The following is a 24,917-nucleotide window of genomic DNA, read 5'->3' on the forward strand; positions in this document are numbered from 1 at the left end:
TAGGAGCAAGTAATCGATGAAATTAACTCGTAAGTCAACTATCGCCCCTACTGCAGACTCACCAAAGCTTGGCATCAATCGTCGCCAATTTATGAAGCAAATGGGTGTGACTACAGGTAGTATCGCCGCAGCGTCAATGCTCGGTGCGGGTATGATGCGTCGTGCCGAAGCCAAAGATGTTCCACACAATGCACCGATTGAAATTAAGCGCACGGTTTGTAGCGCATGTGCTGTGGGATGTGGTTTGTATGCTGAAGTGCAAAATGGCGTGTGGACAGGGCAAGAGCCAGCATTTGACCACCCATTCAATGCGGGTGGACATTGCGCCAAAGGTGCTGCTTTACGTGAGCATGGCCATGGTGAAAAACGTCTAAAATACCCAATGAAATTGGTAGACGGTAAGTGGAAAAAACTTTCTTGGGAGCAAGCTTTTAACGAAGTTGGCGACAAGATGATGGAAATCCGTGAAGAGTCTGGTCCTGATTCGCTTTACTTTATGGGTAGCGCTAAGTTTTCAAACGAAGGCTGCTACATGTATCGTAAATTTGCAGCCATGTGGGGCACTAACAACGTCGACCACTCTGCTCGTATTTGTCACTCTACCACGGTAGCTGGTGTTGCTAACACCTGGGGCTACGGTGCGCAAACTAACTCTTTTAACGATATTCAAAATGCCAATGCGATTTTCTTTATTGGGGCTAACCCAGCAGAAGCGCATCCTGTGGCTATGCAGCATATTTTAATCGCGAAAGAGAAAAACAACGCCAAAATTATTGTTGTTGATCCTCGATTCTCACGCACTGCTGCGCACGCGGATCTGCATTGTGGTTTACGTCCAGGTACCGATATTCCATTCATCTACGGTATGTTGTGGCACATTTTTGAAAATGGTTGGGAAGATAAAACGTTCATCAAAGAACGTGTTTTCGAAATGGAAAGCATCCGTGAAGAAGTGAAAAAATTCCCACCTAAAGAAGTCGCAGACATTACTGGCTGTAGCGAAGAAGAAGTTTATCAAGCTGCTAAGTTAATGGCTGACAACCGTCCAGGTACGGTTGTTTGGTGTATGGGTGGTACTCAGCATCACGTTGGTAACGCCAACACACGTGCTTACTGTATTCTGCAATTAGCCTTAGGCAACATGGGGGTGTCGGGTGGTGGTACTAACATCTTCCGTGGTCATGATAACGTCCAAGGCGCAACAGACTTAGGGTTACTGTTTGATAACTTACCCGGTTATTACGGTTTAACCTCAGGCGCATGGGATCACTGGACCAACGTGTGGAGCCTTGATATCAATTGGGTTAAATCACGCTTTGACCAAAATGAATATCTTGGCCGTGTGCCTATGAATACTCCGGGTATTCCTTGTTCTCGTTGGCATGATGGTGTGTTAGAAACACCTGAAAAGCTCGCGCAAAAAGATCGTGTACGCATGGCCTTCTTCTGGGGACAGTCGGTTAACACTGAAACCCGTCAATCAGATGTACGTGATGCACTCGATAAAATGGATACGATTGTTGTTGTTGATCCTTTCCCAACAATGGCGGGTGTCATGCATCGTCGTCAAAACGGGGTTTACTTGCTACCAGCATCTACTCAGTTTGAAACCGAAGGTTCAGTGTCTAACTCTGGCCGTAGCCAGCAGTGGCGCGAAAAAGTGATCGAGCCGTTATTCGAATCGAAAACCGACCTAGAAATCATGTACCGTTTATCGCAAAAGCTTGGCTTTGATAAAGAGTACACCAAGCGTATCGCTAAAGACGCAAATGACATGTTAGTGATTGAAGACATTACTCGCGAAATTAACCGCGGTATGTGGACTATCGGTATGACAGGTCAAAGCCCTGAGCGTATTAAGTTGCACACCCAAAACTGGGGCTCGTTCAGCAACAAGACACTTGAAGCAGCAGGCGGCCCTGCGAAAGGTGAAACCTACGGTTTACCTTGGCCATGTTGGGGTACACCAGAGCAGAAGCATCCAGGTACCCAAATTTTATACAATACAAGCAAGCACGTTAAAGACGGTGGTGGTAACTTCCGAGCACGTTACGGTGTGGAATATAACGGTAAAAACATCCTTGCTGATGGTAGCTTTTCAAAAGGTGCTGAAATTGAAGACGGTTACCCAGAATTTACCGCTGACATGTTAAAACAACTTGGCTGGTGGGATGATTTAACCGCTGAAGAGAAAAAGCATGCAGAAGGCCAAAACTGGAAAACCGACATTTCAGGTGGTATTCAACGTGTGGCAGTCAAGCATGGTTGTATTCCTTACGGTAATGCTAAAGCGCGCTGTATTGTTTGGACATTCCCAGATCAAGTGCCTGTTCACCGCGAGCCGTTATACACGCCGCGTCGTGACTTAGTGGCTAAGTACCCAACTTATGATGACATGCAAGTGCATCGCCTACCGACCTTGTACAAGTCTATTCAAGAGAAAGACACTGCGGCTAAGTATCCATTAGCACTTACCTCAGGTCGTTTGGTTGAGTATGAAGGTGGTGGTGAAGAGTCTCGCTCTAATCCTTGGTTAGCAGAGCTTCAACAGCAAATGTTTGTTGAAATTAACCCTGCCGATGCAGCAGATCGCGGTCTTCGTGATGGCGACACAGTGTGGTTAGAAGGCGCTGAGGGTGGCCGCATTAAGATTAAAGCTATGGTGACACCAAGGGTTAAACCAGGCGTTACCTGGATGCCTTATCACTTTGCGGGTGAGATGCATGGCGAAAGTTTAGCGCAAAATTATCCCGAGGGCACAGTGCCTTACGTTATTGGTGAGTCAGCTAACACTGCAATGACTTATGGTTATGATCCTGTCACGCAGATGCAGGAAACCAAAGCATCGCTTTGTCAAATTGAAAAAGCGTAATTGCAGTTTAAGCGAGGAGAAATGCCAACATGGCTACAATGAAATTTTTATGTGATACCAAGCGCTGCATCGAATGTAATGGTTGTGTCACTGCATGTAAGAACGAAAACGACTCTGCATTAGAGTGGGGTATTCAACGTCGTCGCGTTGTTACCATTAACGATGGTGTACCAGGTGAAGCCTCTATCTCAGTGGCTTGTATGCACTGTAGTGATGCGCCTTGTATGGCAGTGTGCCCAGCAGATTGTTTCTACAAAACAGAAGATGGCATCGTACTGCACGACAAAAATACCTGTATCGGCTGCGGTTACTGTTTTTATGCTTGTCCTTTTGGGGCACCTCAGTTCCCACAAAAGTCAGTATTTGGCGGTCGTGGCAAAATGGATAAATGTACATTCTGCGCCGGTGGCCCAGAAGAAAACCATTCAGATGCTGAACGTAAGCAATACGGTTCAAATCGTATCGCTGAAGGTAAGTTACCTATGTGTGCGGAGCTATGTGCAACTAAAGCGCTGCTTGCAGGTGATGCTGGCGTCGTGTCGGATATCTTCCGTGAGCGTGTTGCTTCTCGTGGGTCTAACAAGGCAATTTGGGGATAATCCCTCATTGTGGCGTTAGTCCAAATGTGCGCCTAGGTGTTTGCTTTGCAAACACCTAGTGACTCAAAAGGATGTAGCATGAAAAAAATACTTATTGCATGTGGTGTGGCGATTACCTTGTTTTTCAGCGTGATGGCATTAGCTAATGCAACAACTGAGGTTGAACAAGGCGCGACAGAGGGTCAAATTTGGTCACAGTTGAAAGATGGTGCTCAAGGTGTGACAACATCGACCGGCCAAGCACATAATCAATTGATCAATACCTATGATTTACGTGTGTTTGAGCTGCGTAGTGATTTATTGGCGCCAGCATTAATGGCAGCGTTATTTGGAATGATCATCATATTTGTGCTGTTTATTAAAGTAAATGGTATCTCAAAATTGCACGGTGGTTTTTCTGGTAAGTTAGTCTATCGCTGGTCTAAGTTTGATGTATCGATTCACTGGTTAGGGGCAATACCCTGCTTGCTGCTCATCTTAACGGGCTTAACCCTATTGGCTGGACGCTTTTTCTTCCAACCTTATGTGAGTGATGGTGTGTGGGCTGGCATGATCAACGCTGCTAAATTGATTCACGACTATATGGCGATTCCCTTCGTTGTAGGTTGGTTTCTAATGACCGCGTTGTGGGCTAAAAACCAAATGCCGAAAATGTATGACCTCAAGTGGATGCTGGTGGTTGGTGGATACATTAACTTTGGTCCGTTTAAAGGCAAGCATGCTGATGCAGGTTTTGCTAACGCGGGTGAAAAAATGTGGTTTTGGGCGTTTGCATTATTTGGCCTAGTCATTTCTGCATCAGGTATGTTGTTGTTATTTCCAAACCTGTTTGAACCTAGCCGAACCATCAGCTTAATCGCGTTGGTACTGCACTCAGTGAGTGCCATTATTATTACGGCGTTCTCTATTGTACATATCTTTATGGCAACCGTTATGTCTGAAGGTGGTATGGAGTGTATGGTGTCGGGCTATTGTGATGAAAACTGGGCAAGTCAGCACCATAATTTATGGTATGACGAGATCAAAGAAAACGGCACCTTAAAATACAAAGAGTAATAAACAGAGTTACTTAATATTAGGGTAAACGTTAAACACCTTGTTGGCATGCTAACAAGGTGTTTTTGTTTACATCAATCTACCTTAAGGCTCACTTAAATAGACCTTTTAGGTAAATTGGCTTCCACATGTGACGAGATAAAATTTTACTCGAATGGGGATTATTCGGGTAAAATGCCTCCCCCCTTATTGAGTATTTATTTAGGCGAATTTTTAATGCAAGTTAACCGCATACTGCTGACCGCGATAGGCAGTGTTTTACTGGCGATGATCACCATTCAATCTGGTGCGTCTTTAGCAAAGCAGCTTTTCCCGTTAGTAGGGCCAGAGGGCACCACCGCATTGCGTTTGGGCTTTGCTGCAGCAGTGCTTTGGTTGGTATTTCGTCCCTGGCGAGCTTTGCCTCAGGGGCGAGATTGGCGCAGTATTATCGTCTATGGCTTGTGTCTAGGTGGTATGAATATTCTGTTTTACCTTTCCATCGATAGGATCCCGCTAGGAATTGCCGTTGCGCTTGAGTTCACTGGGCCTTTAGCCGTTGCCTTATTCGGCTCGAAACGTAAAACCGATTTATTTTGGGTTGCCTGTGCGATTGTGGGAATTTTGCTGTTGATGCCCGATATGTCCAGTGCGCAAGGGCTGGATATTACAGGGGTTATTTTAGCGTTGGGAGCGGGTGCGTGTTGGGCGGGCTATATCCTGTTTGGTACCCGCACCGGAAAACAAGCCTCAGGCGGTATTACTGTCGCCTTAGGGATGACTGTTGCTGCCATTGTTTTAGTGCCAGTTGGAGCCATAAGCCAGGGATTAGCGTTAATCAGCTGGCAAGTTTTACCGCTAGGGTTACTGATAGGCATATTGTCGAGTGCCTTACCTTATTCATTAGAAATGATCGCCCTAAGAAATATGCCTACACAAACCTTTAGTGTGTTAATGAGTCTTGAACCCGCGATAGCGGCATTGGCAGGTTTGGTGATTTTAAGTGAGCAATTAACTTTGTTGCAGTGGTCAGCCATCGGCTTAGTGATTATCGCCTCATTAGGCAGTAGCTTTACCCCTAAAAAAGCCGTTGAAATGGGAGTGTAGCGCTGAAACTGTTTAATCAAAGTAATGTATGCAGACGTCGTTTAAAGCCATAGGATTGAAAGAGATATGGTTGTAACTATTAGCAGACATGTAATTAAATTCATTCAGAATGAAATTTTCTTAACTATATGAATTAATATCGATAACAGCACCAGTGTCGGTGGTGAATTAAGCTACACTGGGTGTTGAAATAGTGAAAAGGATTTTCATATGGGCTTTTCGAACAATGGTTAAATTATTCTTCCGCGCTAAATGTGTATGTGTCATTTTGCTGTTCTGTGGTTGTGTGCCTTCGGTTTATGCCACAGATCACTTCATTACCAATCATCCAGAATCCACAAAGGATGCTCGGTATCAGTATACCTACGAACTATTACAGTTAGTTATTGAGGCCACGCAGGCTGATTTTGGTGACGCAACGTTGACGGTTGCGGATATGACAATGAGCCGAAATCGAGAGCTAAAAGCGTTAGAGCAGGGCGAAATGATCAATGTGATGGCAGAAGCCAGCAACATTGAATGGAATAATGCATTATTGCCAATTTATATCCCCATACGTAAAGGTGTTCAAGGTTTTAGGTTATTTATCATCAATCAAGATGATGTCGCTAAATTAAAGGCTGTTACCTCTTTAGCGCAATTCATGTCTTTACCTACAGGATCGGGTAGTCAGTGGACTACCAAGATTGCGATGCAACAAGCGGGTTTTAAAGTGGTAGAAAATGTTCACTATGAAAACCTGTTTAATATGTTGTCAAAAGGGCGTTTTATCACGTTTGGCCGCGGGGTAAATGAGGCTTATCAGGAGATAGCTGCTTATCACCAGCTTTACCCGCAATTGACGGTTGATGAAAGCCTAGTGCTGCATATTCCATTAGCCACTTACTTTTATGTTTCACCTCATCATCCGCGATTAGCTGACCGCATTAAAGTGGGCCTCAAACGCATTATCGACAATGGGCAATTTGACGCCTTTTTTTATCGCCACAATTGTGAATGTTTACTGAAAAGTCAGTTGAATAGCCGCTTAGTGCTTAAAATTGAGAATCCATTAGTGTCAAAGCAGCAAATGACCTCAATTGTCGGGGCTGATTTTTTACTTAATCCTAAAAGTGATTTTGCTGCGTTATGTGCGCAATACCAGAAATAGCTAACTTATGACGCTATTAAGCTGTTTGTACTTAGCGAGTGTTCAGTTTACTTAATCGCCCTAGGTAAAGCTGTTTTTCTGATTCATTTAGTGTGTGGCAGGATTATTGCTCAACTTGATAGCGCATGACTTGATAGCCATTGAACAAAGGCCATTTTTGGTCGCGTTAGTTAAGCTCAGTTTAGCGCGCTGTTGAGATAATGAAGGCTTAGCAAGCCGATGGTAACATCGATACCCGTATGACTTTTTCACTAGATGGTTTGCAATAGGCTAGCTGTGGCAAGCGGTGGCGTCTTAGTATTTTGGCCAAGTTCAAGCTTGATTTATCGCTGTTGAACCTGGCCACCTTACCCTTACTTGAGTTAACTATTTACTCAAGTTGAGGCTGGTCAAAATCTTAGTACGACATTTCTAAAATTTTACGGCTCATGGCTAAATCCACTTTGCCGGTTTCAGATAATGCTGTCATACCATGGGCGTCAAGTGCGTTCACAACGCTGTCAATTTGAGATAACTCAACACCATGATCACGTAAGCGCGTTTTTAAACCAACCTGTTGGAAAAATGCTTCTGTTTTTACTATGGCTTGCTCAATGCGGCTGTCTTCATCACCTTCGGTAATGTCCCATACACGCTCTGCATATTGCAGTAACTTAGCGTGTTTTTGTTGTTTCAATACTCGCCAAACTGACGGCAACACCACGGCTAAGGTTTGTGCGTGATCAATGTTGAAAATGGCGGTTAACTCATGACCAATCATGTGGGTCGTCCAATCAAATGGGACTCCAGCACCAATCATGCCGTTTAAGGCCGATGTGGCGCTCCACATTAAGTTAGCGCGCGCTTCATAATTGGTTGGCTCTTCTACAGTAATAGGGCCTATCTCAATTAAGGTTCGCATAATGCCTTCTGCGGTGCGGTCTTGCACTCGGGCATCAACAGGGTAAGTCGCATATTGCTCAAGTACATGTACAAAGGCATCGACAACCCCATTAGCCACTTGAATTTTAGGCAAGCTGAAGGTTAACTCTGGGTCTAATATGGCAAAAGTTGGGTAAACATTAGGGTGGTTTACAGGGAACTTACCGCCTTGATAGCTAACCACAGCAAACGCGTTCATTTCTGAACCCGTAGCAGGCAAAGTCGCAATCACGCCTAATGGAATCACTTTATCTTCAGCAACAGGTACTGGCGCAAAACCATGATGAAGTAGGCTAGCAGTGTCACCTTCAAACTGGATAGCTAGGGCAATAAACTTAGTGCCGTCCATTACTGAACCGCCACCCACAGCCAATAAAAAATCGATTTTTTCACTACGTGCCACTTCAACGGCTTGCATTAGCGTGTCGTATTTAGGGTTGGCTTCAATACCACCAAACTCAATCACTGTGCGATTGCCCAGTGCTGATTTGACTTTATCTAGCGTCCCAAAACGGACAACGCTACCGCCGCCATACGTGATAAGTACTTTGGCATTCGCGGGTACCAATTGGTCTAATTCAGCGATACGGTCTTTGCCAAAAACAACATGGGTAGGGTTACGGTAATTAAAGTTAAGCATAGAGATGTCACCTTATTTGGTTGCACCAGCCACAAGGTGTCGGTGCATGAAGTTAAGCGTGTTTTCGTGACAACAGTCAGCGCCTTGTTATCACAATTAAATTTGATGAAACGATCATAAACCTCTGACACCAAATAAACAGACACATAACTATTGTGTTTGTGCCTATTCCTACTTATTTTTATGTTATATGGCTTATTTATAGCTTTTTTTATGCATTTTTCTGCTTTAGTGGTAATCTGTTTGAATAGTGTGTAACGAGTGATCGCAATGACAGATATCGCAACATTAATGGCTGCATTAGCGCCAAAAGAAGGCGTGAACCCAACTCACTTAAAAGGTGTGCATGTTTTTAGAGGGTCGCAATATGGTGCACGTGGGCCTATGTGTTATTCGCAGGGGATGCTATTTGTCGGCCAAGGTAAAAAGCGTCTGTATTTAGATGAGCAAACATTCGATTATGACAGTCAAAATGCATTAGTGATGACAGTTCCTTTACCGGTGGAGTGTGAAACCTTTGCCAGTGAACAAGAGCCTGTATTGGTATTAATGGTTGATATAGACCTAGTGCAGCTGAACCATATTATTCGCTTACTGGATGAGCATCATCAAATACCTAAAGACTTGAATGAATCGCCGCAACCGGGATATTTTGTGGCACCGACCACAGAAGAGATGGATTGTAGTGTGTTTAGGTTACTGCAAGCTTTACAATCGCCACTCGAAGCTAAGGTGATGGGTGAAGCACTCGTGCTTGAGCTGTTGTATCGATTACTTGATAGCCCAAATGCCGCCCCTTTGTATGCTTTGTCGCTTAGTCATACGCGGTTATCTCGAGTTGAAAAAGCGTTAAGCTATATCCATCGGCATTATGGTGAATCAGTTGAAGTGGATACCTTAGCAAGCCTCGTTAACATGAGCCCATCGGCATTTCATCGTTGCTTTAAAGAGGTGACATCTTCATCACCTATTCAGTATTTGAAGAAAATTAGACTAACACGCGCCAAAGAACTACTCCAAGCGCAGCGGTTAAAAGTAAAAGACGTGGCCACGCAAGTGGGCTATGAAAGCAGCGCGCAATTTAGCCGTGAATTTAAACGTTATTTTGACCAAAGCCCCGGTGAGTGTGCTCGCCAATAACAGACAAAAGGCTAAAATAATGATCCCAACCAGCATCACTTTTTTTGAATACTTAACCCCACTGGTAGCCAGTGGCGCTAAAACCATTACCATTCGAGACGCATCTGAAAACCATTATGTGCCCGGTTCGCAAGTGGAAGTATTCACCCTTGAAACCCATCAAAAGGTGTGTGATATAACTATTTTGTCAGTTGAGCCATTGGCGTTTGATGACATAAATGCGTTTCATGCGCAGCAAGAAAGCCTGCCTTTAGATGAATTAAAGCAGATTATTCAGAAGGTTTACCCAAACCAACAGTCATTGTTTATGATTTCATTTGAGCTGGTTAAGTGAGTGGATTAGTGAGTTTTCTACTTCCAATAAATTTCTGAAGTGCAATCACTCTGGGTCAGATATTAAGGGGCAACCCAATGTGCAGATAATCCAGCGAGACGCAGCAAGCACATCCTTGTGAGCTTAACCAAAACCAATAACATCCCTGTTAAAAAGCCAGTTCGGCATCCATGCCTCTCGCTCAGAAATGTTTCACTTAGTGAAACTTCGCCTTGTTTTGGATACTCGCTGGCTCATCTGCACCTGAATTTTTGTTTCTTCGATTTAGCTTCATTGATGATTGTGGTAAAAAGCTATATAAAGCAGGATAAAAGCTGAACGGTTAATTTATTTTTATAAAGTTTACCCTGACCCAACTAAATTGCATTTTGAACCCTAAAAATGGCTGTTTTTCTTTAAAAAGAGAAATTCTACAGCCTCAACGCCTTGCTAAGCGGACTAAAATTGTGGGTTATAATGTGGAGCGAAGCGAAACGTAACCCACTGTTTTAGTTCCGTTTAAGCAACTTGTTATGTGCATTTAGTCAGTTTTTCCAAATTCAGGAGATGCTACGCTTTTCCAGTATTCGAATTTAGGTCTAAAATCATCGCACTTCATCATCCAATATTCAGCTTGAATTAACTGTTTATCAAGGAGGTTCAAATTTAAACTTAACCAATTACATGCTTGCTGAAAATCTTCAATCGTTTGCTCACCAGCATTAATTTTAAGTCCAGTGTCAGTGTTTATTGGATATTCTCTGTTTTTGATGCACTCTATAACTTTCTCAACATATCGAAGTAAAGTACTGCCAGAAAATGGGGATAATGGTGCACAAATATCATGTCTTAAATTATATTCACGGCGAACTCTTTTGGGATGAGCAATGTAGCGAGCGGCTAAAATTTCACAACGCTGTTCGTAATGTTTAAGTATTTCTAGATCCATGTATTGTTTGGTTGAAGATAATAACTCATTATAGTTAACTAGCGAAATATTACTATTTTCAGCAGCTTGGTGCGCCCCAGACTGGAAACCTTTCTCTGAAATTATAAAACCACGATCAGCACCAATATCTTGCACGATAGTTTGAAGAGCTAAAACCTTTTCTTTGGGAACATTAGATTTCCATTTTTTAGCCTCGATAATCCATGTTATATCACTTCCAAGGAACTTAGATTTAACTAAAACGTCAATATCATGATTAGCTCGAACTCCAGATACTTTTACGTTAGTTTTAGCATCAGTACCCATTGACTCAAAGTGTTTCTTAATATCTTCTTGGAATATATACCAATCAGAATTTTCTCTTTTGCTAGACATCAAAACTCCTGAAAATTAGTGTAATGCACAGGCACATAACGAGCCTGTAGAATTTCTATTTTTATAAATTTGGCCATTTCCTAGACCTCCTGTATCGCTTTCTAAGCGATTATCTCGCACTAAGCAATGCATTTGAGTCCCCTAAAATCACCTAAAAATTTGACCAAATGAGTAATTCTACAGCCTCAACGCCGCCTTAAGCGGTGAGTAATAGTTGGCTAAAATGTGAAGCGAAGCGAAACCGAGCCAACTGTTATACGTCTATTTAATCCAGATTGAGTAGTCTAGACGACCTAAGCTTTTCGAAAGATTGGCGATAGCTATTGCTTGGCCAACACTTGTTAAAGTTACCTGACCGCCTTTACTATCTTTATCGAATTCTTCAAGTAACTTTTTGGTTGATGGGCTGAACTGAGCAACATCAGACTTGAACTTTTCTTTATCAGTGTATCCTAGACTTTTAAATAAAGAGTTGATCCAGCCGTCATAAATATCTATATGCATCATCGACATAATCGAGCAAGTTCCAGCAAACTGAATATGACGTTTTTGGGAATCCGATAAGCCAAAGCCTGCAGAAACAGCGTTTAATGCCATAATTGAGAAAGGTTCTAGTTGAGATACATGTTGCAATCCATTACGACCGCAATGTGTCATATAATGGATAAAAGATAAATATGATATCTGCTCTCGTGTAAGCTTAGGAACCACATTAACTGCCTCAGACAATACGATATCTTTAAAGTCAGAAGATGAAACCGAAGCTCTCTCGGAGATCAAATCGACAAGAACACTTGTATTTGCTTTTTTTCCGCGTCTTGCACTTGATTGCACCGCATCATTGATTGCCGCTTGCACATCAGGATCTTTAAATTTTTCCAATGTAATAAATTGCGCATTTTGAACAATTTTTTGTTCTAACTCCTGTGCAAATTCTCTAACATTACCCTCGGCTTCTCGAATAGCTTCTTCTCTTAAAGCTGGAAAGTTATCCTTCAAAAACAACAAACATAACTCTTTAACCTCGGCAACAGATAGCCCATTGTTAACTGTTACGTTTCCAGTAGCTTGAATAGCAGTGGAGTTTTCAGCAACTTTCTGATCTTGGCTTTTCCCTAACATTAACCTTCCTTACTCGAATTATTTATAGTCACATTTCCGCCAGCTTGGATACCTGTTGAGTTCGACGACACTTGCTGATTTTGGCTTCCACTTTGCTCGTTCTTGCTGTTGCCAAAAACAAATGACGAGATTAGAGCCGAAAGAGAAACAACTGATGTTAATAGGGGTTCAAAACTTGGCTCGAAAAACAACCAACATAGAGAAACCGCTAATGCTAATGCCGATAAGATTTTGATGATTAATTGCACGATACCTCCGACGTTTAAACGCCTTGTTAGGGTAACTTACCAGTGTACTCTAAGCCTGTTGATTCAATAGAGTCTTTCAATAAGTCATCTTCAAAAATGTATTCGTCATCAAAAACTAAATCATCGAGAAAACGTTCACCAAAAAAATGATTCATCAATGGGTCTATAACTAAAATACAAAATCGAAATACCAAGTCATTAAAATCAGCATCAGGGACAGCTAAGTGCTGTATACGATTACGTTGCTCACCGATTTCTCTAAATATATCTAACTCTGTAATTTCGTAAGCTGTAGCAGCCCATAATAAATCTGGTAATTTACTATATTGAACTGTTTTGGCTTTTGCCATTAACTGCTCTGTTGTTAATTTCTCTTCTTTAATTTGAGATAGTCTAGGTAAGTCTGTAAAAATTAATAATGGATGTTCTTTAGCTATTGCTGCTTTTATCAATATTTCAGCGGCTTGAGCAACATGTAAAACTCCCATCGCAGACCAAAAAGGATGACGCATTCCTGTAAAAATAACGTGTTCTATTCCATGACCTAATAGGTACTTTCCAAGATCAAACATATGATTTGAAATTTTTCTTACTTCGTTATCCATGCAACAACCTCATTGGTACCCTAACGCCTTTAGCAACGGAAAATTACGGAGCCGAAGGCGCAGTAAGTTTTCCGATTGCCTAAACTTGTTACATGCTTATTTGGCAATGAACTCTCCAAGAACTGAGCCTACATAACCAAAAAGCAGATTAATTACATAAAGGGCTATAGCTACAACCAAACCACCAATTACAGTTTGAATCAGCCAGTGCAGCTTTTCTTTACCTTTGCGCTCAAATCTTATATTTGGGAAGAAATACCCTATGCCATTTAAGATCTGTTGGCTTAGATACGTCCAAATATTGGAGAACACTAAAAATGCAAATAGAAAGCTTACGACAAATGCGCTTTCTACAGTTAGGTGAGGTGTTATTTTCATTGCAGCCCACAAGCTCAAAATAAACCCTGCAACAACTCCTGATATTTGTACTGTAAATGGAGTCCAGCCATTTCGGATAAAGCCATTCTTGTTTTTTAACTTATTTATAAGCTCGCTAATAGTTGAGTAAGTAGATTCTACCCAATCGCTGTTTTCACTAGAAACAGCTAGGCTGCAATTTCTTGTGTCGTTGATGTCGAATCGTACCTCGAGATGAGTTCCGAACTGTCTATTCGATCGGATGCTTTCGGTGGACTCCATCGTGATAATAATACGCTCAACGGCTTGTGCCACGCGATAATGCCTTAGAACATCGTCTATATGATAAAGGCGATATCCTTTGTTATCGAAGCGGATGATAAAGGTAACAATTTGTTGTTGATCGTGGTTTTTCCCCGCCTCAGGAAGAAGCTGGTTAATAGCATTAGCTCTCATTAGCATTTCATCGCTAATTAATGTCAATGCTTCCTCATCTATTGATAAGTTACTTACTATTTCATCCCTTAAAAATCCGCCCACTTACTTATTCTCCTGGCAATGTGGTTTGAGCATGTAACAGCTTATTGAACGGCGCATCATTCAATGTCGGCCGCTTAAGTTATTGATTAATAACATCCTACATTTGCTATCTTATTGATTTGAAGCACTTTTCATTTCAAGAAATTAGTGGGGTCAGAGTAAACATTAAAAAGGGAGTCGAGCGGTTCATGTTATTGAATGGCTTCTTCTTCCCTAAATGGCGTGCTCGATGATTATGTTCGAGATTGCCCAACTCTGTCCTTAAGTCTTTATAACTTAACCTATTTTGTATTTAAAATTCAATCAATTACTTATTTTTTGTTGGTTAAGTCACAATCGGACATAACGGTCATCCAATTACCTTCAGCAGGCGTACCAGTAGCTGACATTTTCGTATCAGCCAAAGATCTAAAGGCTTTATTACCAATGCAGCCTAATCAAAGATATAAATTATTAGGTGTAAGCGCGGATGTGACCGTCGATGGCATGGAGAAGTTTCATCTTATGAAACGCTATGAGCGAGAGGCATGGATGCCAAACTGGCAGTTAAACATGGATGTTGTTTAACATCGTTGAGCTTACAGGGACGTACTTGCAGCGTGTCACAGAAGTGTTTACACATAAGGTTGCTCCTTCACATGGTCAGTGATGTTCCGGACATCACACTGACATTTCCCATATTCCTATAGGTAAGATGTGAAAAATCGGCCCTTTTCAAATCTAATACTCAAACATTCAAACGCTTAGCCAATAAATTGACAGCTTAAAATTTTACTCAAGACAATACCTCTAGTCTTTGTGCCTAACGTTAACAAAATTAAAGTTATGCTAATTTAATAAGACCTCTTATAGTTAAGTGTAATCATGATAGGTTTAGTTAGGTAACGGCAGAAAAATTCGCTGAAGCAGGGCTCGTGTTTACCATCATTTAAAGGTCAATAATAGAATGAATAATGAGAATAATCGGCTCAACCCACAAGTGAATCGAATGGCTAAACCATTAGGTTATGTGGTGTCGATTTTATTGCCCTTGTTGACGTCCAGTATACAAGCCAAAGATCTTGAAATCGGTGTCAGCTTTTCAATTCCTCCCTATGTCATTCAAGAAACTAACAGTGGTCTAGAACTCGAATTGCTTAAAAGTGCCCTTGCCGTTAAAGGTCATAGCGTCAACATACAATACCTGCCTTTAGCACGTACTTTTCATGCACTTAAAGAAGGCAAACTTGATGGCATCATTAATACTAAAGAAAACATGCTCGAAGGCGTGTTTTATTCAGATGTGGCCATTCGTTTTCAAAATTGTGCGATTAGTCTTAAAAAGAATCAATTCAATATAGAAAACGTAACCGATTTGCAAGATAAGAGCATTGTCGCCTTTCAGCAAGCCTCTATGCTTTTAGGTAATAAATTCAATGAGATGGCTGCACTTAACAGTCGGTATAGAGAACAGGCGAAGCAAATAATACAAGTGAAAATGCTGATGAAGCAGAGAATAGATGTGGCCGTGATGGATAAGAATATCTTTATTTATTATCTAAGGCAGTCCTACCTCACAGGCACACTCACTAAAGATGAAGTACAACAAGAGGTGATTTGCCATAAAGTATTCCCTCCTACGCCTTACCAATTCGCATTTTTAAGCGCCGATATTCGCGATGACTTCAATTATGGCCTAGCGCAAATCAAACAAGATGGCACTCGACTCGCTATTGAGAACAAATACCAGCAAATGTTATCACTCACCTTAGATGATGATGTCACTATACGCTTAGCCAACTCCACCGCCCACTAGAATGAGTGCCTAAAGGGCCAAAGTAAACATTCCAATGGGAGTCGAACCGCACGTGTTATTGAATGGCTTTTTATTCCCTTTTCGGCCTGTGCAGGGGAGCCCTGCGAGGTTGATTTATCTTTTAACGAATATCAGAAAGCAGTGCCTCAATTTAGATGAGCTTATTTTTTATGGCTTGCAATTAACAACTTACAATCACACTTTTATCGCCCATTATATTAATAATGACTAAAACATGATCTGCTTAACAAATAATCATTAAAAATCCTGATAGTTTACATAGCGTCGTCTACTTCACATTTTATCTATATCTAAAGTGGTACTTTTAAGCTCCGCTTTGGGATATGTTTTTTACTGCTTTGTAATCAATGATTTTGCTTTCAAGCTTTGCTCACTAGGATTTTTAATGTCTTCTATTATTCAATCAACATCCGATGCGTTGATTACGCCTTATCAGTCTAATATTACTGTGCCAAATTGGATGGTCAGTTCGATGGAAAAGGTCATGCAGTTTTATGTCGATAAAAACCTGCGTCTAGACACCATTTCAACCGACCGTATGCCTAAACCAGTGGAAGGGCGCAAGTACATGCTGTATGCGCACATTCCGTTTTGTCATACCTTGTGCTCATTTTGTACCTTTCATCGTTTTTTATTCCGTGAAGACAAAGCGCGTGAATATTTTGTTGCACTGCGTAAAGAAATGCAGATGGCTAAAGATTTAGGCTATCAGTTTGACTCTATGTACATTGGCGGCGGTACAACCACGGTATTAGAAGATGAGCTTGCGCGTACGATTGAGCATGCCAAAACTTTGTTCCCCGATATTAAAGAAGTGTCGTGTGAGTCAGATCCACAGCATCTAGCTAACCCTGAGTTTAAACAACTTAAAGGCTTAGTTGACAGAATGTCGATTGGCGTACAAAGCTTTGATGACGGCATCTTAAAAATGACTGACCGTTTAGATAAATTTGGCACGGGCCAGCAAACTTTTGACCGCATTATGGCGGCAAAAGAATTGTTCCCGATCATCAATGTTGATTTGATTTTTGGCTTTCGTGGCCAAACCGATGAAATTATTCAGTCGGATCTTGAAATGGCATCAAAGTTAGACCCAAGACAAATTACCACTTACCCGTTGATGATCACGCATCAAACCCGTAAAAGTGTAAAGGGCACACTTGCTGCGCCACACGGCGAAATGATTAATCAATACCGTCAAATTTTGAATAAGTTGACAGGGCAATATACGCAATTGTCTGCTTGGGCGTTTGGTAAAACCAATGATGAAGGTTTTGATGAGTACGTGATTGATCATGATGAATACTTAGGCGTTGGTTCAGGATCATTTAGTTTTTTAAATGACACCTTGTATGTAAACACATTCTCATTGAAAAAGTACCAAGAGCGTATTGCCCAAGGCCGTATGGCAGTTGAGCAGCAAAAGTATTATCACAAGAAAGAAGTGATGCAATATCGTTTTTTATTGGGCATGTTTTCAGGCCGATTGTCTCGCAAATATTTCCGCGATGAATTTGGGGTAAACCTAGATACCGCATTATTTAAAGAGATGAGTTCAATGAAGGCCATTGGCGCGATTAAAAACGATCCAGTACATCCAGACCGCCTTATCGTAACCGATAACGGTAAGATGATGGGGCTGCTGATGATGAAAGAGTTTTACTCAGGCATGGATAATGTCAGAGCTCAGCTGCGTAAACCATTAACAGACTTGGATATGTAGCCTAAGCTTGTTTAGATGGTATTTAGGTCTTCAACCGCAAAATTAACGGCAACTTAGGTTGCCGTTTTTTTTATAACGAGTACTCTTAAATTACTTCAATTAAGTAATTGTGTATTTATCATGGCGAATATTTTATTACTGGCGAACATCAATTGTGACCGCATTCTCAGGTTAGATAAACCGTTGCAAACGGGTGGTCGTTTTCATTATCAAGATGGTGGTTTACGACTTGGCGGCGGTGGCGCTAATACCGGTCTAGGGCTAGTTTGGGCGCAGCATAATGTGTCGCTGGTGAGTCAGGTCGGTACAGATGAAATTGGCGACTGGATTGTGGCGCAGGCCAGCACTCAAGGATTAGATTGCCGAATGGTACAACGCTTTAACGGTAATACCTGTGAAATGCTGCTCGTCATGACCCCTGATGGCGAACGCACCATTATTAGACCTCAAAGACCTATTTTTACTTTAGCTAAACAACCAAATTGGGCTAATTGGGATGCATTTTATATTAATACGTCAGCATTAGGAGCTGATACTTGGGCGCTTGCGGCCATGGCGCAGTCTAAAACCCTAGTCGTCGCCCAGTTAGCCAAAGATGAGCGTCCAAGACCTTGCCATGTATTAATTGCTTCTATAACCGATATGCAAGGTCGTTGCGGGCAAGATTTGTGGGCGTTTGCTCAATCTATTAGTGGCGATAACTTACAGTATTTTATTGTGACAGATGGCGAGAATGGCGCCAAAGTTTACCAGCAATCAGGTTACCAACATGTGCCCGCCATTTCGGCTGATGTGATTGATACTACGGGAGCGGGGGATAATTATGCTGCAGGAGTGATTCATGGCTTATGCAGTGGTGCAAGTATCACTGATGCAATGACAGAAGGGGCTCGCTGGGCTGCATTTGCTGTGGCTACCCCGAGTTCGGTTCCTGGAGATAAATTAAAAAATTATCTTGCGGGCTAAAGTTGTCACCTGATTGTCACAGAGTGTGGGTAAAGTGTTGCTTGTTGAAGCGTTGATTGGCGCTTTACAGTCTTAAGCGTTTTCGTTCTGACTCTATGCATGTTGAGCCTGAACTCCCCCTTGTTTTATATTCTGCCTTACCATTTGTTGGTGAGGCTTTTTTTTTGGTGTTTTTTTAGGTACTTTGATGCTTTAAAGCAGATCTTGTTCAGGGATGTACTGAGTGAAAAATCGCATAGTAAATAAAATATCGGCGTTGTATTTGGGTGATCAGGTACAAATGCACAGTGGGGTTGCCAGTTGTATTAACCAAAAACATGCCGCGCCAAAACTGGCTGTGCAATTTGATCGTGTTGTGGGTAATGCAGAAGCAGACCCTAAGCATCACGGCGGTTTGGACAGAGTATTACATCATTTTCCGCGTGAACATTATGGTCAGTATCGCCGTTGGGACATGATGGCATCGTTTAAAGATGCCCCCGCAATGGGTGAAAATATCAGTACTGTTGGTTTGAATGAGTCACAGGTCAATATTGGCGATATTATGCAAATTGGCGATGTTACCTTGCAGGTTACCCAACCTCGCTCGCCCTGTTTTAAGCTTAATTTACAATTCGGCCATCCAGAATTTGCGCTTGCGATGCAAAAAAGCAAAATGTGTGGTTGGTTTTACCGAGTATTATCAGAAGGTAACATTGCCAGTGATGATGCGATTTATCGCGTTGATCGCGTTTCTGATATTAGCGTCGCTCAAGCCATGCACATCTATTTTCTACCAGAGTTTGATGCCGAGCAATATCAGCAACTATTGCAATGCCCTGGATTGGCAAAAACTTGGGTTGATTCATTAACTCGTCGTATCAGTCATCAAGCGATTGAAGATTGGCAGATGCGCTTGTATGGTAAAGCTTAATTATTACGAAAAGGACATTTCATGGAAGATTTACAATCCACTCATCAGTCAAATAATCAAAAGCAAGCTCGCGATATGGGGGTGTTGGTGCACGCATCCAGTTTTGCGGGGTATGTAATACCCATGGGCAGTATTTTAGGGCCATTAATTGTGTGGTTGATGAAGCGCGATGAGTTTGACTTTGCTAACCAGTGTGGAAAAAACTGCCTCAATTTTAAAATCAGTTTGTTTATTTATGTGTGTATTTCAGCGGTGTTAATGTTCGTAGGTATCGGCTTTATTTTGCTAGGCGCCTTGGCATTGTTGGATATCATTTGCACGATTATCGCGATTATAAAAGCCACCGAAGGCGTGGCATACCAATACCCGTTATCGATTAAATTTTTTAAATAAACGTCAAATTTCAAGCAAATAAAAATGCCGCAACCTGATTTCAGATTGCGGCATTTTAGCCTTTACTCACTGACGCTATACTTTAAAGCGCGCCACAAGGGTATCTAGACGGTTAGCAAGTTGATTCAATGCTTTACTTGCCTGCGCTGCAGCCTGAGCCGTTTGCGCAGTACGTTGGGTAATGTCGTTGATTTCGGTGACGTTACGGTTAATATCTTCCACTACCGTAGACTGCTCTTCCGTTGCCGCAGCAACTTGAATATTCATGTCACTGATTGAGGCAATTTGCTGACTAATACCGCTAAGTGAATTACTTGCTTCATCAACGGCTTGTACACCTTCGCGTGAGCGATTACGAGATTGTTCCATGGCAGTTACTGCGCGGCTGGCTTCCGATTGCAATTTATCAATCATACTTTGCACTTCGTTAGTTGATGCTGCAGTACGTGACGCGAGGTTTCTTACTTCATCGGCAACCACAGCGAATCCTCGACCTGCCTCACCTGCTCGAGCCGCTTCAATAGCCGCGTTTAATGCCAGTAAGTTGGTTTGTTCTGAAATCGCGCGGATCACGTCTAAAATACTGCCAATTGATTTAGTGTGGGTCGCTAAAGACTCAATCACTTCGCCCACCTGCTCAACATCTTTTGATAGTTGATTAATGGTATCGCGTGCGCGCGTCACAACCTGCTGGCCTTCTAATGACTCTGTGTCGGCTTCTCTAGCGGTAACGGCGGCTTGCGCGGCATTACTGGCTATTTCATTCACCGTTGCACCCATTTCATTAATGGCCGTTACGACCATAACGGTGCGGTCTTTTTGCAAATGGCTGTCTTCTAATGTTTGGTGTGCTTGGTTAGAGACATCTATTGCTGACTTACCTAATTGTTCACTGGTTTGTGCCACTTCAATAACAGAGTCTTGGATTTTACTGATGAAACTGTTAAATCCGCGTGCAAGTTGTGCGATTTCATCTTCACCATTAACGGGTAGGCGTTGACGTAAATCGCCTTCGCCTTCACCAATATTGCGAAATAGCTCTGCGACTTGGGCGATAGGGCGGCTTACTGAGCCGGCAACGGCAATAGCAATGGCAATAAATAGTGCCGCAATTATGACGGTTGAAATGAGAATTTGATATGACGACTCTTCCAATAGCGCAAACACTTCTGCTTCAGGCACCTGAGCGACTAAATACCAGCCCATTGACGGTAAATAACTACTGGCGATCAGCATTTGTTGGTTATCAGCTTCGGCTTTGATTAGGTTGAAGTCATTTTTATTTAACAACTGCTGCACGTTCACATTAGGATAAAGTTGGCTTAAGCTTTTTTTACCCATTTGGCTTTTATCTTGGTGCAGTTTGACTTGGCCTTCTGCGTCGACAAGGTATACAAAACCTGTGTATTCAATTTTGAACGACGCTAAAAGATTAACCATATCATCCAGTGATTTAGCTAATCCGACTAAACCTCGGCCGTTGGGCTGTTGGTAATTAATAAACAGCTTCACTTCACCATTACTTTCGGTAAAGACATTGAGCATTTTTTCTTGGCGGCTGTCGCGATAATCAAAAAACCAGCCATCTTGCTGCGGGGTTAATTCCCGTAAAAAACCATCTTGCGTATAGTAAGCGGCAGTTTGGCGGTCGGCATAAGATGCTTGTGCCAGATCATATTGACTGGCAATATCATTTAACTGCGCCACGACAGCGCTTTCTTCACTGGCTGGGCGACCTTGCTCTAACCAATTAAGCAGCATTCGGCTGTTGGCGAGTTGCTCGGCTGCGTTCATTAACGAGCTGATGTCCAAATCAATCTTGTTACGGATTTGCAGTAATATGCTGGGCATTTCAGACGTTAACATACGTTCTTCAACCACATTTTTTGCGCTGCGCTGGCTAAGCACCCCGACTAAAACTGTTGAAAGTAGCACCGCCAGTGTGACGGTAAGCAAGATTTTCTGCTTAATGGTTAATTGACTAAAAAAGTTCATGTAATACGCCTTGTTGCTGTAATTAATCTTTATCGGTCAGATGGGAAAAAACTTAAATAAGCTTAGTCCATTAGACGAAAAAAACGCACAAATTATTGTGCGTTTATTGTTTCTGGCCAATTCCAATAATCAAACAAGATTACATGTTTGGATAGTTTGGACCGCCACCACCTTCAGGTGTTACCCAAGTAATATTTTGACTTGGGTCTTTAATGTCGCAGGTCTTACAGTGAATACAGTTTTGACCATTGATAACAAATTTTTTGCTTCCCTCTTCTTCAACCACTTCATAAACTCCTGCAGGACAATAGCGCTGCGCGGGTTCATCAAATTTTACGAGGTTGATTGCAATCGGAACACTCTTGTCTTTCAAACGTAGATGACAGGGTTGGTTTTCTTCATGATACGTGCTTGATAAGTATACCGATGAAAGCTTATCGAAACTGAGCTTTCCATCTGGTTTTGGATAGTCAATTTTATTGTAATCGCTGGCTAAACCCATATTGGCATAATCTGGCGTTTCATCTCTGAAAGTGACAGGGAATTTGCCTCCAAACCAATTTTGATCGATAAAGTTAAATGCGCCACCGATTAAGGTGCCAAACTTATGTAATGCAGGACCAAAATTACGCGATTGATATAACTCTTCATGTAACCAGCTTTCTTCAAAGCGTGCTTGGAAACAGTCTAAATCTTTACCGCCAGTTAAGCCTGCAATTAAGCCTTCACCTAAGGTTTTCGCGGCAATTATGCCACTCTTAATGGCGGTGTGTGTACCTTTAATTTTGGCAAAGTTTAGCGTGCCAGCATTACAGCCAATGATCAGTCCGCCAGGGAAGCTCATTTTAGGTAACGAGTTTAACCCGCCTTTAGCGATCGCTCTGGCACCATAAGATAAGCGCTCACCACCCGTTAAATATTGCGCAATAACCGGATGGGTTTTGTAGCGCTGAAACTCGTCAAACGGACTTAAATGTGGGTTTTTGTAGTTCAAGTCAACTATTAATCCAACAGCAACCTGGTTATCCTCCATATGGTACAAAAAGCCACCACCAGAAGAGCCATTGTTTAATGGCCAGCCGCCGGTATGAACCACTTTACCTTGTTGATGTTGCGCTGCTGGAATTTTCCAAATTTCTTTAAAACCTAGGCCGTAATGTTGCGGGGTTTTACCATTGTCTAAATGATATTTTTCAATGAGTTGTTTACCTAGGTGGCCTCGGCAGCCCTCAGAGAACACGGTATATTTAGCATGTAACTCCATGCCGGGCATGTAACTGTCTTTAGGTTGACCGTCTTCACCCACGCCCATGTCGCCGATTAAAATGCCTTTGACGCTGTTGTCATCATTAAACAGTAATTCGCTTGCTGCAAACCCCGGGAAGATTTCCACGCCCATGGCTTCCGCTCGTTCGGCTAACCAACGAGCTAAATTACCCACGCTGATAATATAATTACCATTATTGTGCATGGTTTTAGGGACTAAACTGTTGGGGATTAAGCGTGACTGGGTATCTGAATTAAATAAATAAATGTCATCATGGGTTACTTTGGTTTTTACTGGCGAGTCTGAATTGCGCCAATCGTTAAATAGCTCATCTAACACATCTGCCTGAAATACCGCACCCGAAAGAATATGCGCGCCGACTTCTGAGCCTTTTTCAACCACGCAGACGGTGATCTCTTTGTCAGCATCTTTTGATATTTGCATTAGACGACATGCGGTGGCTAATCCTGCAGGACCAGCGCCGACGATTACTACGTCGAACTCCATTGATTCGCGTTCCATCTTATCACCTTTAAATTTCCCGTTTTGTCGGGTTTTTTGTTTTTATTACGACGAATAAACGATCGTTTTATCTTTTTACTAACCTTACCGCAAATTTATCCGGTAGCCCAGTATTTCAATCGATTTGATCATCGTGAGCCGAGTCACAATTCACTGTGGAACTTGCCTTGATTATCGACAAATTGAATAAAAGGACTACTTGTCAGTGGCGTTTTAAGCCTATAATCAGGGCTGACGGTTCTCCGAGCTTTTTATCCTACGTCACCAGATATGGGTATTTAGCCGTGGTAATAATGCCACCGGGGTGGGCAAAGAAATGCACTCACCTCCCACACTTGGAAAGGTTAACATGTCCCAACTACAAGACAGTTTTGGTCGAAAATTTCACTATTTACGCATGTCAGTCACTGATGTGTGTAATTTCAAATGCACTTATTGTTTGCCTGATGGCTATCGTCCCGATGGTAAGCCAAGCTTTTTGACGTTACCAGAAATTGAAAATCTGGTTGCGGCCTTTGGCGAAGTCGGTACCCAAAAAATTCGTATTACTGGTGGTGAGCCCACACTGCGTAAAGACTTTACTGACATAGTGCGCATAGTTGCTGATAACCCTAATATCCACACCGTTGCGACAACGACCAATGGTTATCGTTTAGAGAAAAACGCTAAAACTTGGTACGACGCGGGCTTAAGGCGAATTAACGTGTCGGTGGACAGTTTAGATCCGCGAATGTTTTATCAAATAACGGGTGAAAACAAGTTTGATGAGGTGATGCGTGGTATTGATGCCGCATTAGAAGCGGGATTTGAACGTGTTAAAGTCAATGCGGTGTTATTGAAAGATTTGAATAGTAAAGATTTACCGCGTTTTCTACATTGGATAAAGCACACCCCCATAGACTTGCGCTTTATTGAGTTAATGGAAACCGGTTTAGGCCATGATTATTTTAAGGCGCACCATTTGGCTGGGGCAGATATTAAAGCGCGTTTGATGGCTGAGGGGTGGTTGCACGATAGGCCTAGTGTTGATGACGGTCCAGCGCAAAACTTTAGTCGCCCAGATTACCAAGGTCGAATCGGCCTGATTATGCCCTATGCAAAAGACTTCTGCGCTAGCTGTAATCGTCTACGTGTATCCGCTAAGGGTAAGCTGCATTTATGTTTGTTTACTGAAAACGGTCTAGATTTGCGTGATTTATTGCAACATGCGGATCAACGCCCAGAGCTGATTGCACGTTTGCATGGCCAATTGGCTCAAAAAGAAGAAACCCATTATTTACATCAAGGGATCACAGGTGTGACTCAACATCTGGCATCTATTGGTGGTTAGTTTATTCTCCTCTCAAATA

The 24,917-nt window shown here is 42.2% G+C and carries 21 protein-coding genes and 1 riboswitch; of the genes, 14 read left to right on the forward strand and 7 right to left on the reverse strand.

Annotation, left to right across the window (positions count from 1 at the left end; all coding sequences use genetic code 11):
• Positions 1 to 16: 16 nt before the first annotated feature.
• From ORI98_RS15105 to ORI98_RS15125, 5 genes are all read left to right on the forward strand, one after another.
• Entirely contained in the window at positions 17 to 2,872 is a 2,856-nt protein-coding gene (locus tag ORI98_RS15105; RefSeq protein ID WP_306135784.1) for a molybdopterin-dependent oxidoreductase, read from the forward strand.
• 29 nt (positions 2,873 to 2,901) lie between these two features.
• Positions 2,902 to 3,471: a formate dehydrogenase FDH3 subunit beta gene (gene fdh3B, locus ORI98_RS15110; protein WP_261299806.1), complete on the forward strand. Its 570-nt coding sequence runs from the start codon at positions 2,902 to 2,904 to the stop codon at positions 3,469 to 3,471.
• Positions 3,472 to 3,549: 78 nt separating this feature from the next.
• A complete protein-coding gene (locus tag ORI98_RS15115; protein WP_261299805.1) occupies positions 3,550 to 4,527 on the forward strand; it encodes a formate dehydrogenase subunit gamma in 978 nt (325 codons plus the stop codon).
• A gap of 216 nt (positions 4,528 to 4,743) precedes the next feature.
• On the forward strand, positions 4,744 to 5,613 hold the full coding sequence (locus ORI98_RS15120; RefSeq protein ID WP_261299804.1) for a DMT family transporter: 870 nt from the start codon (positions 4,744 to 4,746) through the stop codon (positions 5,611 to 5,613).
• A 226-nt stretch (positions 5,614 to 5,839) separates the two neighbouring features.
• Positions 5,840 to 6,763 carry a hypothetical protein gene (locus ORI98_RS15125; protein WP_306135785.1) on the forward strand — a complete coding sequence of 308 codons (924 nt, stop codon included), beginning with the start codon at positions 5,840 to 5,842 and terminating at the stop codon, positions 6,761 to 6,763.
• A 397-nt stretch (positions 6,764 to 7,160) separates the two neighbouring features.
• On the opposite strand, the gene ORI98_RS15130 is transcribed toward ORI98_RS15125, so the two are convergent.
• Positions 7,161 to 8,324, reverse strand: a complete 1,164-nt coding sequence (locus tag ORI98_RS15130; protein WP_306135786.1) for an iron-containing alcohol dehydrogenase — start codon at positions 8,322 to 8,324, stop codon at positions 7,161 to 7,163.
• Between the two features lie 270 nt (positions 8,325 to 8,594).
• Here ORI98_RS15130 and ORI98_RS15135 point away from each other — a divergent pair, with 270 nt between their 5' ends.
• Both ORI98_RS15135 and yqfB read left to right on the forward strand, forming a co-directional pair.
• Positions 8,595 to 9,464: an AraC family transcriptional regulator gene (locus tag ORI98_RS15135; RefSeq protein WP_306135787.1), complete on the forward strand. Its 870-nt coding sequence runs from the start codon at positions 8,595 to 8,597 to the stop codon at positions 9,462 to 9,464.
• Positions 9,465 to 9,483: 19 nt separating this feature from the next.
• Positions 9,484 to 9,798 carry a N(4)-acetylcytidine aminohydrolase gene (yqfB, locus tag ORI98_RS15140; protein ID WP_261299800.1) on the forward strand — a complete coding sequence of 105 codons (315 nt, stop codon included), beginning with the start codon at positions 9,484 to 9,486 and terminating at the stop codon, positions 9,796 to 9,798.
• 520 nt (positions 9,799 to 10,318) lie between these two features.
• Here yqfB and ORI98_RS15145 read toward each other — a convergent pair.
• From ORI98_RS15145 to ORI98_RS15160, 4 genes are all read right to left on the reverse strand, one after another.
• Positions 10,319 to 11,101, reverse strand: a complete 783-nt coding sequence (locus ORI98_RS15145; protein ID WP_306135788.1) for a restriction endonuclease — start codon at positions 11,099 to 11,101, stop codon at positions 10,319 to 10,321.
• Between the two features lie 261 nt (positions 11,102 to 11,362).
• On the reverse strand, positions 11,363 to 12,223 hold the full coding sequence (locus ORI98_RS15150; protein WP_306135789.1) for an LPO_1073/Vpar_1526 family protein: 861 nt from the start codon (positions 12,221 to 12,223) through the stop codon (positions 11,363 to 11,365).
• A gap of 274 nt (positions 12,224 to 12,497) precedes the next feature.
• Entirely contained in the window at positions 12,498 to 13,076 is a 579-nt protein-coding gene (locus tag ORI98_RS15155; RefSeq protein ID WP_306135790.1) for a hypothetical protein, read from the reverse strand.
• Between the two features lie 96 nt (positions 13,077 to 13,172).
• On the reverse strand, positions 13,173 to 13,973 hold the full coding sequence (locus ORI98_RS15160) for a hypothetical protein (RefSeq protein WP_306135791.1): 801 nt from the start codon (positions 13,971 to 13,973) through the stop codon (positions 13,173 to 13,175).
• A gap of 198 nt (positions 13,974 to 14,171) precedes the next feature.
• On the opposite strand from ORI98_RS15160, the gene ORI98_RS15165 reads away from it, so the two are divergent.
• The 6 genes from ORI98_RS15165 to ORI98_RS15190 all read left to right on the forward strand — a co-directional run bounded on the left by ORI98_RS15165 (position 14,172) and on the right by ORI98_RS15190 (position 19,784).
• Complete coding sequence (locus tag ORI98_RS15165; RefSeq protein WP_306135792.1) at positions 14,172 to 14,540, forward strand: hypothetical protein; 369 nt, start codon at positions 14,172 to 14,174, stop codon at positions 14,538 to 14,540.
• A gap of 379 nt (positions 14,541 to 14,919) precedes the next feature.
• Complete coding sequence (locus ORI98_RS15170; RefSeq protein ID WP_371931177.1) at positions 14,920 to 15,768, forward strand: substrate-binding periplasmic protein; 849 nt, start codon at positions 14,920 to 14,922, stop codon at positions 15,766 to 15,768.
• Positions 15,769 to 16,174: 406 nt separating this feature from the next.
• Positions 16,175 to 17,512: a coproporphyrinogen III oxidase family protein gene (locus ORI98_RS15175; RefSeq protein WP_306135793.1), complete on the forward strand. Its 1,338-nt coding sequence runs from the start codon at positions 16,175 to 16,177 to the stop codon at positions 17,510 to 17,512.
• A gap of 120 nt (positions 17,513 to 17,632) precedes the next feature.
• A complete protein-coding gene (locus ORI98_RS15180) occupies positions 17,633 to 18,478 on the forward strand; it encodes a PfkB family carbohydrate kinase (protein WP_306135794.1) in 846 nt (281 codons plus the stop codon).
• A 223-nt stretch (positions 18,479 to 18,701) separates the two neighbouring features.
• Entirely contained in the window at positions 18,702 to 19,391 is a 690-nt protein-coding gene (locus ORI98_RS15185) for an MOSC domain-containing protein (RefSeq protein ID WP_306135795.1), read from the forward strand.
• Between the two features lie 21 nt (positions 19,392 to 19,412).
• Positions 19,413 to 19,784, forward strand: coding sequence for a DUF4870 domain-containing protein (locus tag ORI98_RS15190; protein WP_261299573.1), 372 nt, complete (start codon positions 19,413 to 19,415; stop codon positions 19,782 to 19,784).
• Between the two features lie 75 nt (positions 19,785 to 19,859).
• On the opposite strand, the gene ORI98_RS15195 is transcribed toward ORI98_RS15190, so the two are convergent.
• Together ORI98_RS15195 and ORI98_RS15200 are read right to left on the reverse strand one after the other, a co-directional pair.
• The gene (locus ORI98_RS15195) at positions 19,860 to 21,779 is read right to left on the reverse strand and encodes a methyl-accepting chemotaxis protein (protein ID WP_306135796.1); all 1,920 of its coding nucleotides are present in this window, start codon (positions 21,777 to 21,779) and stop codon (positions 19,860 to 19,862) included.
• Between the two features lie 139 nt (positions 21,780 to 21,918).
• On the reverse strand, positions 21,919 to 23,568 hold the full coding sequence (locus tag ORI98_RS15200; RefSeq protein WP_306135797.1) for an electron transfer flavoprotein-ubiquinone oxidoreductase: 1,650 nt from the start codon (positions 23,566 to 23,568) through the stop codon (positions 21,919 to 21,921).
• Positions 23,569 to 23,796: 228 nt separating this feature from the next.
• Positions 23,797 to 23,930, forward strand: a riboswitch (molybdenum cofactor riboswitch).
• On the opposite strand from ORI98_RS15200, the gene moaA reads away from it, so the two are divergent.
• Positions 23,918 to 24,898, forward strand: coding sequence for a GTP 3',8-cyclase MoaA (moaA, locus tag ORI98_RS15205; RefSeq protein ID WP_261299570.1), 981 nt, complete (start codon positions 23,918 to 23,920; stop codon positions 24,896 to 24,898). (Overlaps the previous riboswitch by 13 nt.)
• The last annotated feature ends 19 nt before the right edge of the window (positions 24,899 to 24,917 follow it).

This window comes from Shewanella sp. ULN5 (assembly GCF_030731885.1).
GTDB lineage: Bacteria > Pseudomonadota > Gammaproteobacteria > Enterobacterales > Shewanellaceae > Shewanella > Shewanella holmiensis.